This is a genomic window from Nitrospira japonica (assembly GCF_900169565.1).
GTDB classification, from domain to species: domain Bacteria; phylum Nitrospirota; class Nitrospiria; order Nitrospirales; family Nitrospiraceae; genus Nitrospira_C; species Nitrospira_C japonica_A.
The window spans coordinates 3116278-3131387 of record NZ_LT828648.1; the positions used below are offsets into that span (position 1 = coordinate 3116278).

The window sequence follows — 15110 nt, forward strand, 5'->3', positions numbered from 1 at the left end:
GTCCCCGCATGTTTTAAGCGGGGAGCGGGAATCCAGGCGATGCCTTCTCTCCCAGGATGAAGCCATAGCCAATCTTCTTATCTTTCGCATGAGATACTGCATGTAAAGTGCTGTTTAGATTCAATTATATTTACTCAATAATCTACATTCCCACTGTGACATTTCCTGTCACAGTCTTCAGTATACTGACCGGCATCGGGAGGGGACTGGCTCCGTCGTCTGCGACGGTGCCTGTCCCACTTCTTGGCCTTTGATCCGGGCACTCGAACCCGGGTAACCATATTTTATATGGAGGGACTCATGGACCAGCAACAGAACGGCCAAGCGAACGGTGCACCTCTGCCGCTCTACGTCACGCTCATTCTGGACGAGACAGGCTCAATGCAGTCCTGTAAGGGTTCAGCCATTGCCGGCATCAATCAATATCTCGCCTCACTCAGAGAGGAAGAAGCCGAAACCCGGTTCACGCTCACCCTCTTTAACTCGAAGAAGACGGAAGTCCGCCACAACGCCGTGCCGGTCCGGCAGGTGAACGACCTCGACGTAGAGACCTATCGTCCCGACGCAACGACGCCGCTCTACGACGCGATCGGCCGGACGTTGTCAGCGGCGAAGCAGGAAGCACCGAACGACGCCAAGAAACTCTGCGTCATTCTCACGGACGGACTGGAGAACGCCTCGCAGGAATATACCCGCCCGCAGATCTTCGACATGATCAAGTCGTTCGAACAGGGCGGCTGGAGATTCCTGTACCTTGGAGCCGATCACGATGTGTGGGCGGCAGGGGAATCGCTCGGCATCGCGGGCGACGGTCGAGTGTGCTTCAGCAAGCTTGAAGTGGCAGAAACGTTTTAAGGGTTGTCCGAACTGACCTCATACTACCGCCGGAGCGACTGAGTCAGGATGGGACTGGCTCCGTCGTCTGCGACGGTGCCTGTCCCAGTTCCCGACAAGGGCCAAAAACTCAAATACCAATCCCAAATAACACATGGCAAACTCGAAATTCGAAACTAGAAATCCCCCCCCCGTAAGAATGGAAAATCCAAGCATCAAAAACACAAATTACAAGAACGAGCCCATATCACAAAGACCGTCCCTTCTTTCGTCATTCTCGCGGAAGCGGGAATCCAAGCTTCTAGGATTTAGCCATCCTTGGGGAAATAGGTCTAACCGTATTTCCGCACCGAAAAACTCGTAAGAATACGTGCTATTTTTCCCGAGAACTTTGTCAATTCCGCCAGACCCACCATTGGAATGATTGCATTCGTTCGTCGAAGAGGGTAAGTCTCTCCGCGGATTCGTCCGGAATGTTCTGCAGCTTCCGCTCCTATGAAAGAAGCCGCCGCCCGTATCAAGATCAATAAGCTCCTAGAGGCGGCAGGTTGGCGTTTCTTCGCCGACAGTAACAGTCCAGCTAACATCCAGCTCGAATCCAACGTCACAATAAGATCTCAAGATCTCGATTCACTAGGCAATGATTTCGAGAAGGCGTCCAAGGGCTTTATCGATTTTCTGCTTCTGAATGAGAAGGGGTTCCCCTTTATCGTTCTCGAAGCCAAGGCTGAGGACAAAAACCCTCTCGTTGGGAAAGAGCAAGCCAGAACCTACGCCCGATCGCAGAATTGCCGTTTCGTCATTCTCTCCAACGGCAACCTGCATTACTTTTGGGACTTAGAGCGTGGCAATCCCTACATCATTACTGCCTTCCCCAAGCCGGATTCCGTCCAGAGCTACCGAAAGATCACGCCCAATCCAAGCCGCCTTGTTGAGGAAGTTGTCGGGGATGACTATATCGTGCTTACGCAGTGGCCCAATTATGCCGCTGAGGCCGCGTGGAACAATGAAGCTGAGCGGCCTGGATTTATCGCCATCAATGGGCTTCGATTCCTGCGTCCTTACCAGAAGAAGGCGATTGCCGCGATTCAGGCAGCAGTCAAGAAGGGGCAAGACCGCTTTCTCTTCGAAATGGCCACCGGGACCGGCAAGACACTGACGGCCGCAGCGGTCATCAAGCTGTTTCTCCGAACAGGCAATGCTCAGCGTGTGCTTTTCTTGGTGGATAGGCTTGAGTTAGAAGATCAGGCCAAAAAGGCCTTTGCCAAGGTATTGGCGAACGATTACAAGACCGTCATCTACAAAGAGAATCGCGATGATTGGCGGAGGGCAGAAATCGTCGTCACGACCGTTCAGTCATTGCTCTTCAATAACAAGTATCAGCGGCTCTTTTCACCGACTGACTTCGATTTGGTGATCTCGGACGAGGCCCATCGGTCCATCGGCGGAAATGCTCGGGCGGTCTTCAATCACTTTATTGGATATAAGCTAGGCCTTACAGCGACACCTCGCGACTACCTCAAGAATTTTGGCAAGTCCGAAACAAAGACGACCGACCCCCGCGTGCTAGAGCGCCGGCTCTTGCTCGACACCTACCGCACGTTTGGATGTGAGGATGGGCAACCGACTTTCCGCTATTCGCTGCTCGATGGCGTGAAAGATGGTTTTCTCGTGAGCCCTACGGTCGTAGACGCTCGGAGTGAAGTGACCACCAAGCTCCTTTCCGAAAGCGGCTTTGTCGTCGAATTTAGGGATGAAGAAGGCGAGAACCAGAAAGAGACCTACAAACAACACGAGTTTGAAAAACGCTTCTTCTCCGATGCCACCAACAATCTCTTCTGCAAGACGCTTATGGAAAATGCCCTGCGTGACCCGGTAAGCGGAGAAATGGGAAAGACCATCGTCTTCGCGGTGAGCCAGAATCACGCTGCCAAGCTCACGCAAATCCTCAATCTCATAGCCGACCGCATGTTTCCAGGGAGATACCAGTCGGACTTCGCCGTGCAAGTCACCTCGCAGGTGCCTGACGCCCAGCAATACACCATCAACTTCACTAATAACAATCTTTTAGGCTCAGGCAATTTCATCTCTGCTTATAAGACGAGCAAGGCACGCGTCTGTGTGACCGTCGGGATGATGACGACAGGCTATGACTGCCCAGATATTCTCAATCTCGGCCTCTTCCGTCCGATCTTTTCGCCAACAGACTTTATTCAGATTAAGGGCCGCGGGACCCGCAAGCACAATTTTCTAGAGCAATTGTTTGACGACGAATTAAAAGAAGGGGTTAAAACTCCCGTCAAGTCTGCCTATAAACTGTTCGACTTCTTTGCGAACTGTGAATACTTTGAAGAAGAATATGACTATGACGAAGTGATTGCCCTCCCGAAACCCAAGGGCGACGAGGGGAGGTCGGGCACGGGTAGGGTGGGTGTCATCTACAAATCCTATGAACATATCGGTGAGGACATTCTGTCGAGCATTAAGGAGGAGGAAGTCGGCGAATACGGCATGAAGATCGATCGGATGTTCTTTCAGCGGTTCGAGGATACCGTTCGCCAAGACACGTTCATCGCCGCCAACGTCGAAGCAGGGCAATGGGATCGGGTCGTGGACTATGTAAACCGGGAAGTGTTCGACAAACCGGACGCGTATTACAGTCTGGAAAAGCTAAGGAAAGCTGCTGCTGTGGATCGGCGACTGTCCCTGAGAGAGATCATTGAAAAGAGCTTTGGCCTCATTCAGGGGTTCAAATCCAAGGATGAACTGCTCGAAGAGGAATTCGCCAAATTCGTGACGGACTATCGGCCGGAAGAGGCTACGGCGATTCCAGCCCTGAAGAACTTCTTCAAAGCATATGTAAGCAATGACCAGGTTCGGTACAGCATCGAGAATCAGCAATTTACCGACTTGGCGACGAATCCAGTCTTCACCACCAAGGATCTCAAAGCCGTACCGGAAAAGTATCGCGCAATTATTCCCAACTATATTAAGGATTATGTGCCGCTGAATCGCTTCATGCCCTAAAGGACGACATGCTCGACATCGACACCAAGCGTCGCATCGACACCGCTCGTGACATTCTCGTGGGGAAGGTGCCTGATCCAAAATCCCAGGTCGAACAGATCACCATCGCCCTCATCTACAAGTTCATGGACGACATGGATGCCGAGGCTGAGGTGCTCGGCGGCAAGAGGAAGTTCTTTAGCGGCGACTTCGCGCGGTACGGCTGGGCCAAGCTCATGCGTTCAGGGTTGGGCGGTCATGAAACCTTGGCACTCTATGCGGAGGCGGTTACCAAAATGCCGGAGAATCCCGGCATCCCCCTCCTCTTCCGTGAGATCTTTAAGAACGCGTTCTTGCCCTATCGTGACCCAGAAACCCTCAAGGCCTTCCTGAAAGTCATCGATGAATTCGAGTATGACCATTCCGAACGGCTCGGAGATGCCTTCGAATACTTGCTGTCCGTCCTGGGCAGCCAGGGCGATGCGGGACAATTCCGCACGCCGCGGCACATCATCGATTTCATCGTCGCCATCATCGCCCCGAAAAAGCACGAGACCGTTCTTGACCCGGCCTGCGGCACGGCTGGCTTTCTGATCTCGTCGTACAAGCACATCCTCAAGACCAACACCGACAAGGACGGCCACAGCACCCTCACTCCAGATGAGCGCGGACGGCTGGCCGTCAACTTCAAGGGCTACGACATCTCACCCGACATGGTGCGCCTGTCGCTGGTCAACCTGTACCTGCACGGCTTCACCGATCCGCATGTTTACGAGTACGACACCCTCACCAGCCAGGACCGCTGGAACGAGTATGCAGACGTCATCCTCGCCAACCCACCCTTCATGTCGCCGAAGGGCGGCATCAAGCCACACAACCGCTTCTCGGTTCAGAGCAAGCGTAGCGAGGTGCTGTTCGTGGACTACATGGCCGAGCATCTGACTCCGAATGGCCGCGCCGGCATCATCGTGCCCGAGGGCGTCATCTTTCAGAGCCAGACCGCCTACACGCAACTGCGCAAGATGCTGGTGGAGGACTACCTCATTGCCGTCGTGTCGTTGCCAGCGGGCGTGTTCAATCCCTACTCCGGCGTCAAAACCTCGATCCTCATCCTCGACAAGGCTTTGGCGAAGCAGACAGGTACTATCGCTTTCTTCAAGATCGAGAACGACGGCTTCGGCCTAGGCGCCCAACGCCGCCCCATCGGCAAGAATGACCTGCCTCAAGCCCGCGCCGAGATCATCGAATACCTGCGCCGCCTGTGCGCGCGGGTGTCGGTGGATGGCTTTAAGCCAGCCCTCGGGCTTCTGGTACAGAAGGAGAAGATCGCCTCGAATGGGGACTACAACCTGAGTGGGGAGCGGTATCGGGAGAATGGCGCGAAGATGGCACAATATCCCCACAAGCAGCTTGGCGAGATTTGCGAGGTGAACCCTACACAGACCGATCCCCAGAAGCTGTTTGATGGCTGGTTCAATTACATTGATATCTCCTGTGTCGAGAATGATACCGGAAAGTTCCTTGGAGCGAATAAGCTGAATGTAAGTGAAGCACCAAGCCGAGCCCGTAGAGTTATTGCCAATGAGGACGTGTTGCTCTCGACAGTGCGCCCTAATTTAAGAGCATTCACTATCATCTCAGACGTTCCTGAACGTGCGATAGCCTCGACAGGATTCTCAGTTCTCCGCGCGAAGCCGGATCGGCTGATCCCTCAATTCCTGATCCAAATGCTCAGAGGAGAACACGCGTTGGATCAGATGGTCGGAATGATGGGAAAGGGCGCATACCCGAGTATCAATCAAACGGACGTCGAGACGATCGAAATTCCCCTCCCGCCGCTAGAAGTACAGAAGGAAATCGTGGCGGATATCGAAGCCTACCAGAAGGTCATCGATGGTGCTCGCGCTGTCCTCGACAACTACCGCCCCCACATACCCATCCACCCTAATTGGCCTATGGTGGAGTTTCCCGAAGTAGTCTTTTTCCAGGAAGGACCAGGCATCCGCAACTGGCAGTTCACTTCAGCAGGGATCAAGCTGCTCAATGTAAAGAACATCGTTGGGGATCGGGTAATCCTAGAAAATTCTGACAAGTTCATTTCTGCGGAGGAGTTTGATCAGAAGTATCACCACTTTCAGGTGGAGGATGGCGACATTATCATGGCAAGCTCCGGCGCCACCTATGGCAAAAACGCGCATTTTATAGATCCTGGATATCCTGTGATTGTGAACACGAGTACGATCCGTGTTCATCCACGGGACGAATCCAGGATTCTCCAGGACTACATCAAACTCTTCCTCGATAGCGATTCGTTCAAATGGCAGATCGACAGGCTGATCACAGGTTCAGCTCAGCCAAACTTCGGGCCATCACATCTCAAACAGGTGAAAATACCACTCCCGCCGCTTGCCACACAGGAGAAAATCGTGGCCGAGATCGAAGCCGAGCAGGCACTGGTCAATGCCAACCATGAGTTGGTAGCTCGCATGGAAAAGAAGATACAGGCCACGCTTGATCGCGTCTGGGGTGAAGACACGGAAGAAGGTGTGCCATGATCGAGTCCATCACGATCACTCAAGTCGCGACTTATGGCCACGAACCCCAAGAAATGGCCGACTTGTCACAGTTCAATTTCCTATTCGGATCGAATGGTACGGGGAAGACTACAATTAGCCGCATCATTGTCGATGAGGCCGCCTTTCCAGGTTGCCAGATAACCTGGAAGGCAGGGACAAGGTTAGAGACGCTGGTATACAACAGCGATTTCGTGGAGCGGAACTTCAATCAGTCAGTGGAACTGAAAGGAGTGTTCACCCTCGGAGAGAAACAAGTTGATACGCTGGAGAAAATCTCCGTGGCAAAAAAGGAACTCGATGAGTTGACCAAGAAGATAGAAAATCTGACTCAGAACCTACAGGGTGTGGATGGCGCGGGTGGCAAAAAGGGCGAGTTAGTGTCTCTTGAGGAAGAGTTCAAGAACAAATGCTGGGAGCAGAAGCAGAAGCACGACACAAAGCTACAAGGTGCCTTTGAGGGCTATCGGAACAATGCTAAGAACTTCAAGGACAAAGTCCTCCAGGAATCGACTTCCAACAACGCGGCACTCCTGCTGCAGGTAGAGCTGGAGAGGAAAGCGGAAGTCATCTTCGGCCCAACCCCAACGACCGAACCAGCCGTCCCCATCATTGATATGAGCAGGCTCTTGGCACACGAAGGCAATCCTATCCTGAAAAAACGAGTTATCGGCAAGGACGATGTGGACATCGCCATGATGATCCACAAGCTCGGCAACAGCGATTGGGTTCGACAGGGGCGGCCATTCTACGAGAAAAACGATGGAGTGTGTCCATTCTGCCAGCAAGATACGAAACAGTCGTTTGCGCAGGGACTGAATGAGTACTTCGACAAGGCGTTTGCCGCTGATACCAAGACCATCAGTGAACTCGTTGCCAATTACGCAACTGACGCCGATCAGGTTCAGCAACAGCTCGCGTCGCTCACTGCATCGCTGTCGAAGTTTCTCGACATCGAAAAACTGAAGGCGGAGAAGGAACTGCTCGATTCGAAGGTCACTGTCAACAACCAACGGCTTGAAGGCAAGAAGAAAGAGGCAAGTCAGGTTGTTGAACTGGAAACTCTCGCCAGCATGGCTGAGGCTATCAATGCACTGGCAAGTTCAGCAAATACCGTCATCGCCGAACACAACAAGACCGTTGATAATCTACCTCAAGAGAAAAAGACATTGACAGCGCAAGTGTGGAAGTTCTTGCTGGAAGAGATCAAAACCGATTTGTCTGCATATCAGACGAGACGCGAAGGTCTGAACAAAGCCATCTCTAACTTAAGTGACCAGATTCAAACTGCCGAAGCAGACAAGAAGAAGAAATTCGCCCAAATTCGAGAACTCGAAAAGCAGACCACGAGCGTTCAGCCAACCATTGATGCCATCAACAGCCTGCTGTCCTCTTTCGGATTTCAAAGCTTCAACCTCGCCAAGGCAGCGAACGGCACATCCTACAAACTGGTTCGACCGGACGGATCCGACGCCAAAGCGACTCTCAGCGAAGGGGAGAAGAACTTCGTCACTTTTCTCTACTTCTATCACCTTCTGAGAGGGAGCAATTCGGAAAGCGGGATGACTGTCGATCGGGTCGTCGTGTTCGACGATCCGGTTTCCAGCCTCGACAGTGACATCCTGTTCATCGTGGGAAGCCTCATCAAGGGATTGTTTGATGACGTCCGCAATAACACCGGACATACCAAGCAGGTGTTCGTTCTTACTCACAACGCTTATTTCCACAGAGAGGTTACCTTCAATCCGAAGCGAAGTAATGACAAGGCAATGAGCGAGGAAACCTTTTGGGTAGTTCGAAAATCTGGCCAACTATCAAAGCTAGACAGACATACAACCAATCCCATCAAAACATCCTACGACTTGCTTTGGGCTGAAGTCAGAAGTCCGCATTATTCAAATCTCACAATTCAGAATACTCTTCGACGGATCCTTGAGAGCTACTTCAAAATACTCGGTGGAGTTGATCCAGATAGTATTTGCGGAATGTTTGAGGGAAAAGACAAGCTGCTCTGCAAGTCTTTGTTCTCGTGGGTGAATGCTGGTTCTCATCATGCCTTAGATGACTTATACGTGTCGTCTGATGATTCGGCGGCAGAAGCATATTTCCGGGTCTTCAGAGAAATCTTTGAGAAGTCACAGCATATCGCTCACTACAAGATGATGATGGGTGATACCTCTGCAGGGAAATCGGTTGACTTCTAAAGCACGCGAAGCGTTTGGTCTGCATAGTCTTGGCTGGAGCAGCTTCCAGCAATTGTGTCTCACGATCACAAGGGAAGTTTTGGGGCAGACCGTAGAGTCGTTTCTCGATTCTGGAGATGGTGGAAGGGACGGGGCATTCGTAGGTACATGGAAGACTGCAAGACAGGAACATCTCAGCGGCCCGTTCGTAGTCCAGTGCAAGTTCACTAGCAAGATCAACTTCACTCTAAAGGCATCCGATCTCTTCGATGAGGCGAAAAAGGTAAAGAAACTCGTTACACGGGGACTCTGTGATTCCTATGTGCTCATGACAAATGCCGAAATTTCGGGTACAGGAGCAGAGAAAATCCAGTCCGTTTTCAAGGCAGTCGGTGTGAAGCACGTCGTTACGTTCGGCTCTACCTGGATAAATCAGCAAATCCGCGAGAGTAAGCGCTTGCGCATGCTCGTTCCACGAGTCTACGGGCTAGGGGATTTGAGCCAGATTCTCGACGAGCGTGCCTACTTGTAGGCTCAAGCCATCCTGGAATCAATGCGCGAAGACCTTGCCAAAGTTGTCGTCACCGATGCCTATCGAAGAGCCGTCGACGCGATCAACAAACACAGTTTCGTGTTACTCATCGGCGAACCTGCGGCAGGTAAGACGACCATCGCGTCCCTGCTGGCAATGGCTGCACTCGACCAGTGGAATGCCCCGACACTCAAGCTCGACGATCCCGGCAAGGTCGCTGAACACTGGAACCCAGACGAGCCATCGCAATTCTTCTGGCTGGACGATGCGTTTGGGGTCACCCAGTACGAAGACTTCCTCGTTCACCGATGGAACCACATCTTGCCGCAGATCCGGCCGATGCTCCGCAAAGGAGCGAAGATCGTCATGACCTCGCGCGACTACATCTACAACCGCGCACGCAGGGACCTGAAGGGAAGTGCTTTCCCACTGCTAAAAGAGAGCCAGGTTGTGATCGACGTTCATGACTTGTCCGCCGATGAAAAACGGCAGATTCTCTACAATCATCTCAAGCTCGGAAAGCAGCCGCACTCGTTTCGAGTCGACATCAAGCCTTACCTCGAAGGCGTTGCGAGCCATCCGCGTTTCATCCCCGAAACGGCGCGACGCCTGGCCGACCCGCTCTTCACGAGAGACTTATTTATTGATCAGTACTACGTCGGTCAATTCGTTGAAAGGCGCGAGCAACTTCTTCAAGACATCCTCCAGGGGCTCGACACCGACAGCAAAGCTGCACTCGCATTGATCTACATGCGCAATGGCCATCTGGAAAGTCCGGTCGAACTCCAGCCTTCAGAGGCACACGCTCTTGAACGCCTTGAGGGATGAAAAAGGGGACAGGCTACTTTTCCCAATAATTGGCAGCTCACAAAGTTGCCAGAAAACTAGCCTGTCCCATTTTTTGGTCTCCTTTTTCTGTCTCAGTTCTTGGGATTTGAATTTTGGTGCTTGGGAGCCACCTCAATCCCCGTGGCGGCAGTCTCTCGTTCTCTTTCCATCAAGTGTCATAATCGGAATCTCCGTTCCGGATTTTTTCGACTTGGCGTGGCGCTTGACGGCAAACTGGGTGGCCGATACCATTCCATCTACATGAACGGTCGAGTTGGGGGTCTCGACGTCATAGGTTATTTTCCCTCCTTGCACGGAGAGATTGCTCACGGTGAATCCTGGAACTGGGCGATACTTTTTGGCGAAGGCGTAGTTCAACACACTGTCCGGATCGGCCAGATGCTCGGCCGTCACACAGCGGTTGCGCATCTCCGAGCTCGGCCCGCCGCTCACCGCCACCTCATAGTAGCCTGGTAGCAGAGGAAACGATTCCGCCTGCGCTGCTTGTGCCGATGCCACCAATACCATCGCGACAACGGCCATGTATGCAAGCTTCATGAAGCTCCTTTTTTCTGTTAAGTGCCCATCACCAGTTCAAGTGCACGGCCCGAATTATTCTGCTCATCGGCTACGCCTGTCAATAATGGATCGGTCCGCAGGCTGGGTCGGCTCACACCATCCGCGCCATGCACAAAGTTCTTTGCTTCGGTCAGTAAACCAGCTAAGAATGAGTGCTCGCCTTCACTATCAAGAAGAGGAGAAGAACGTGAACTTTGCCATGTGCGCTTGGAAGACGACGTGCGTTGGGCTTGCGCTCTGTACGCTACTGGCCGGCTGCGGCTCCATCATTCATGGCAGCAGACAAACGGTTTCCTTTGATTCCACGCCTGCAGGTGCGATCGTCAAGCTGCAGAATGGCACCAGCTTCACGACGCCTCATAGCGAAGAGCTCCGCCGAGCAGAGGAGCATACGGTCACGATAGAGAAGGATGGCTACGAACCGGCAAGGATTGCGATCAAGCGAGATTTCAATGGCGTTGCGACCATTCTTGGAAATATTCTCTGGCTCATTCCGGGCGTCATTGTGGACGTTCTCGTAGGCGGGGCTTGGACGCTCGATCCTGAACACGTCAACGTGCAGTTGGTGGAACAGAAAACGAAAGTAGAATAAGCGCACATTCTCTGCAGACCTGTGTTTTTCTTCCCCTTAGTTTCGGATTTCGAATTTGCCACCCTGAGTCCATTCTGGTCCATCTTAATTGGTTGAAAATTGCATTTGACAGCCGACGAGCTTAGAATCGCGTTGATCGGAACGTTTCCATGATACGTCATTCGCTCATTACTTCCAGCCCGGATATCCTCGGCGGAACGCCTGTGTTCCGTGACACCCGCGTGCCAGTCCAGACTCTCATTGAATATTTGGAGGGGGGACAGACCATCGATGATTTTCTCGAGGGATTTCCAACCGTCACGCGTGAGCAAGTGATTGCCTTCCTCGAGGAAGCGAAAACCCGCATGTTGCCCGTCGCTTCGTGAAACTTCTCCTCGACGAGTGTATCGATTGTCGACTGGCCAATTAGATTGAAGGCCATGAGGTTGTCACGGTCCCTCAGGCTGGCTGGTCCGGCGTTCAGAACGGCGATCTCCTGAGGCGGGCGGAGGGACAATACGATGTTTTTGTGACAGTAGATCGCAATGTTGCATTCCAACAGCACCTTCCGCAATTTGCCATTGCGGTCGTCCTCCTCCAGGCACCGACTAATCGTCTAAAAGATCTTCGGGCGTTACTCCCTGAACTCCATCGGATTCTGCCGACTGCGCCAAAAAGTCAGATGACGGTGGTTACTGCTTAGCGGCCCATTGCTCAACTAGTGGGCGTGACATGGCTCGCACACCAGCGATGTGTAGTCCGAACGATCGTATGAGCAGAACGAAAACTGATGGGATAAAATGGGGATATGCTACTTTTCCAATCAGTTAGCAACCGATGATGTTGGCTAGAAAACTAGCCTGCCCATTTGAGAAGCCGCACAATGATGTGTTCAGTTTCAGTCTTCACTCGAATGCCACTCACCCCACATGGAGGATTCTATGCTACAGAGTCCTGGAGTCCTATGGATCAAGGCAGCGGTTATTTACCTCATCATCGGAGTCGGCTTTGGCATTTACATGGGTGCGTCGGGAAATCACCTCTTGATGCCTGTTCATGCACATTTCAATTTACTTGGGTGGGCATCCTTGGCGCTGGTCGGGTTGATCTACCACCATTATCCCGCTGCGGGATCGAATCGATTGGCCACCGTCCAATTCTGGCTCCATAACATTGGTTTGCTGGTAGGTATGGGATTGCTCGTCGCGGTCCTGCGCGGCAACACGTCAGTCGAGCCGCTGCTCGGCGTGGCATCGATGGTCATCGGCACGGCTGTCGTGCTGTTCGCGATCAATGTTCTCCAGCGAATCAATTGACCGGGGCCTCGGAGCCATTTGCAACTCAATATAGGAGTTGAGATGTCGGGATGAAAAAAGGGATAGGCTACTTAAGATAGTGACGGCCGGTGCACACATCTCCGGGCCCGACGTTCAGCATGTAAGAGGCCTGGATTCCCGCTCCCGCTTGGGATTTGAGTTTTGGTGTTTAAGTTTTCTTTTCCATGGTCGGATCTCGCATTTCGGATTTTGATATTTGGGATTTGAGTCTTGGCATTTGAGACTTGTGTTCTGTAAGGTTTCGTATTGCGGATTTCGAATTTCGGATTTATATACTTGGGAATGCCTGTCCGCCCGGATCCTTCCTTTTCTGAATCCCTCTCCGGTGACCATCGCCGGGTCTTCTATGAAGGCCACCGGTCGATCGCGCTGTTCATGATTCTGGTGGTGTTCCTGTCGCCGTTCGCCGGGCTCTATGTCGCGAACCTGTTCGGTACCGTACTTGGCGTCATCCTTTCCGTCGCCGCCTTTTATTTCACTCCCTACGTCTGGCTCAAGATCGCCGGCTGATAAGACTACCGGCGCAAGACAAGGGATCGGGAGTCTTGGTTTCTCGCTTCTTCCGCACGAAGTGGATAGGGGGACGTAGTGGGCGTATGATCCATCGGTGAAACACGGTAAAATAGGATTTCTCTATGGAACGGACACTCCAAGTCCTGAATGAGCTTAAGCGCGATGGCATTTTGAGCCGCTACGCCATCGGCGGGGCGATGGGTGCCATGTTTTACATTGAACCACTCCTCACTTTTGATCTGGACATCATCGTGTTGTTGCCGGAGACGAAAGGCGGGCTTCTCACGCTCGCCCCACTCTATGAAGCGCTGCGTATAAAGGGATACGCGGAAGAAGGGGAGTGTGTGGTGATCGAAGGTGTCCCTGTCCAGTTCTTGCCTGCGTACAATGCTCTGCTGGAAGAGGCTTTGCAAAACGCCCGCACGATGTCCTATGAATCCACATCCACACAAGTGCTTGGAGCGGAGCACCTCGTGGCCATTTGCCTCCAGACGGGGCGGACGAAGGATCGCGAGCGGGTGCGGATTCTGCAAGAAGAAGCCGATCTGGACTCTGAGTATCTCGGTGAAATTCTCCGGCGACATCAACTGGAAGGGAAGTGGAAAGAATGGACCGCTTGAAACCCGTGATTGAAACGTTGTTTCGTGCCAAACAACAACGACGGAAGAAGCTTGTGGCCTTGCCCTTCCCAGAAAAAGTTCGGGCTGTTATCCGGATGCAGCAGATGGCCGCACCAATCTTGCTCGCCCGAGGCAAATCCGTGCGTGTTTGGGAATTGGGTCTGGTTCAAGACGGGCGTTTATCCTCCGGCGCGCGGCAAGACAATTGAACAGGTTACCTCTCTTGCGACATGTAGTCTGGACGGGAACTTTCGCAATCAACAAGGGCTCCCGACAAGCCTCTTCTCTTCCTCACGATGTCATACTCATTACCGTTCTTAGGAGACTCTCACATGCCTAAAATGTACATCTGCCTCTGGTCCAACGACAAAGCCGAGGACATGGCCAACTTCTACAAATCCGTCTTCAAGGGCACCAAGATCGGGAAGACGTGGTATTGGGGCCCGAATCCGATGAGAGTCAAAGAAGGCTCGGTCTTGACCATGGACATCACCGTGTTGGGACAGCGGATCATGCTGTTGAACGGGTTCAGCAAGATGCCGTTCAATGAGTCCGTCTCCATGGTCGTGCCGTGCAAAAACCAGCGCGAGATCGACGCCTATTGGAAAGCCCTGCTCCGAGGCGGGGGAAAGCCCGTGCAATGCGGCTGGCTGATCGACAAGTTCGGGGTCCGTTGGCAGGTCTTTCCCGTCGAAATCGAAAAGTGGCAGGCCAGCAAGAACAAGAAAAAGAAGCAGGCCATGAACGAAGCCATGTGGAAGATGGTCAAACTCGACGCCAAAAAGCTCAAAGAGGCCTTTGATCGCGCCTGAGCTGGTATACTCACGCCAGTAATTTGTGAAGGTGACTATCGATGCTTACAAAACGATTGTCGAGGACAACTCATACGAAGAAGCGTTACGTGACGAACCGCGCGGGAAAAAAAACGGGAGTGGTTCTATCCCTTAGACGATACTCGCAACTGATGGAAGATCTTCACGATCTGGCCATGGTGGCAGAACGACGGCAAGAGGGATTAGTCGGCGCTGATGAAATACGAAAGCGGCTGCGACGGCGTGTCCACTTATAGTCTTTGTTACAAGCCATCGGTCGAAAGAGATCTTCACTCCATCCCCCATACTATAGCTTCCCGCCTTCTCGATCGAATCGATCGCTTAACGAGTGATCCATTTCCCCCTCAATCCATCAAACTCCACGGTGCGGAACGGCTCTATCGGCTTCGCGTCGGAGACTATCGCATTGTCTACGAAGTCGACCGCGAGTTTGCCTAGATTACGATTCACTATATCCGCCATAGACGAGAGGTCTATCGGAAGCTACGTTGAATGGATGGCTTGTCGCTCCCTGCGAATGAAGCAGCGGGACAACCAGCCTTTCCTCTTTTCTGAAATCAATCGTTTTGGTAAAGTGCGCCCCGCAGCACCGTATCGAGCTCAGGTCGCGCGTGATCATGGCGCGCCGCCAAGTCTCAGCAATCCTCGAGAATGTCTCTTCGCGCGATGGTGCCCGCTGACGAAGCGACGTTCGGAAAGTC

At 52.6% G+C, this 15110-nt stretch carries 15 protein-coding genes; 14 read left to right on the forward strand and 1 reads right to left on the reverse strand.

What is annotated here, in order from left to right; genetic code table 11:
• Positions 1 to 300 precede the first annotated feature (300 nt).
• From NSJP_RS14845 to NSJP_RS19635, 6 genes are all read left to right on the forward strand, one after another.
• Positions 301 to 855: a vWA domain-containing protein gene (locus tag NSJP_RS14845; RefSeq protein WP_080887646.1), complete on the forward strand. Its 555-nt coding sequence runs from the start codon at positions 301 to 303 to the stop codon at positions 853 to 855.
• A gap of 474 nt (positions 856 to 1329) precedes the next feature.
• Complete coding sequence (locus NSJP_RS14850; RefSeq protein WP_080887647.1) at positions 1330 to 3861, forward strand: DEAD/DEAH box helicase family protein; 2532 nt, start codon at positions 1330 to 1332, stop codon at positions 3859 to 3861.
• An 8-nt stretch (positions 3862 to 3869) separates the two neighbouring features.
• Positions 3870 to 6395 carry an N-6 DNA methylase gene (locus NSJP_RS14855; RefSeq protein WP_080887648.1) on the forward strand — a complete coding sequence of 842 codons (2526 nt, stop codon included), beginning with the start codon at positions 3870 to 3872 and terminating at the stop codon, positions 6393 to 6395.
• Complete coding sequence (locus NSJP_RS14860) at positions 6392 to 8617, forward strand: AAA family ATPase (protein ID WP_080887649.1); 2226 nt, start codon at positions 6392 to 6394, stop codon at positions 8615 to 8617. Before NSJP_RS14855 ends, NSJP_RS14860 begins: the two co-directional genes overlap by 4 nt.
• Positions 8618 to 8696: 79 nt before the next feature.
• Entirely contained in the window at positions 8697 to 9128 is a 432-nt protein-coding gene (locus tag NSJP_RS19630) for a hypothetical protein (RefSeq protein WP_197685429.1), read from the forward strand.
• A 21-nt stretch (positions 9129 to 9149) separates the two neighbouring features.
• Positions 9150 to 9956: an nSTAND3 domain-containing NTPase gene (locus NSJP_RS19635; RefSeq protein ID WP_197685430.1), complete on the forward strand. Its 807-nt coding sequence runs from the start codon at positions 9150 to 9152 to the stop codon at positions 9954 to 9956.
• Positions 9957 to 10088: 132 nt separating this feature from the next.
• On the opposite strand, the gene NSJP_RS14870 is transcribed toward NSJP_RS19635, so the two are convergent.
• A complete protein-coding gene (locus tag NSJP_RS14870) occupies positions 10089 to 10514 on the reverse strand; it encodes a DUF3617 domain-containing protein (protein ID WP_080887650.1) in 426 nt (141 codons plus the stop codon).
• A 208-nt stretch (positions 10515 to 10722) separates the two neighbouring features.
• On the opposite strand from NSJP_RS14870, the gene NSJP_RS14875 reads away from it, so the two are divergent.
• The 8 genes from NSJP_RS14875 to NSJP_RS14915 all read left to right on the forward strand — a co-directional run bounded on the left by NSJP_RS14875 (position 10723) and on the right by NSJP_RS14915 (position 14847).
• Positions 10723 to 11127 carry a PEGA domain-containing protein gene (locus NSJP_RS14875; RefSeq protein ID WP_172834366.1) on the forward strand — a complete coding sequence of 135 codons (405 nt, stop codon included), beginning with the start codon at positions 10723 to 10725 and terminating at the stop codon, positions 11125 to 11127.
• A gap of 149 nt (positions 11128 to 11276) precedes the next feature.
• A complete protein-coding gene (locus tag NSJP_RS14880; RefSeq protein ID WP_080887652.1) occupies positions 11277 to 11492 on the forward strand; it encodes a DUF433 domain-containing protein in 216 nt (71 codons plus the stop codon).
• A 555-nt stretch (positions 11493 to 12047) separates the two neighbouring features.
• On the forward strand, positions 12048 to 12422 hold the full coding sequence (locus NSJP_RS14890; protein WP_080887653.1) for a hypothetical protein: 375 nt from the start codon (positions 12048 to 12050) through the stop codon (positions 12420 to 12422).
• A gap of 303 nt (positions 12423 to 12725) precedes the next feature.
• A complete protein-coding gene (locus NSJP_RS14895) occupies positions 12726 to 12953 on the forward strand; it encodes a hypothetical protein (RefSeq protein ID WP_080887654.1) in 228 nt (75 codons plus the stop codon).
• Between the two features lie 125 nt (positions 12954 to 13078).
• A complete protein-coding gene (locus NSJP_RS14900; RefSeq protein WP_080887655.1) occupies positions 13079 to 13576 on the forward strand; it encodes a hypothetical protein in 498 nt (165 codons plus the stop codon).
• Complete coding sequence (locus tag NSJP_RS14905; RefSeq protein ID WP_155970274.1) at positions 13573 to 13785, forward strand: hypothetical protein; 213 nt, start codon at positions 13573 to 13575, stop codon at positions 13783 to 13785. The genes NSJP_RS14900 and NSJP_RS14905 overlap by 4 nt, the downstream gene beginning before the upstream one ends.
• Positions 13786 to 13908: 123 nt before the next feature.
• A complete protein-coding gene (locus NSJP_RS14910) occupies positions 13909 to 14388 on the forward strand; it encodes a VOC family protein (RefSeq protein WP_172834367.1) in 480 nt (159 codons plus the stop codon).
• A 216-nt stretch (positions 14389 to 14604) separates the two neighbouring features.
• Positions 14605 to 14847: a type II toxin-antitoxin system RelE family toxin gene (locus tag NSJP_RS14915; RefSeq protein ID WP_080887658.1), complete on the forward strand. Its 243-nt coding sequence runs from the start codon at positions 14605 to 14607 to the stop codon at positions 14845 to 14847.
• Positions 14848 to 15110: the final 263 nt, after the last annotated feature.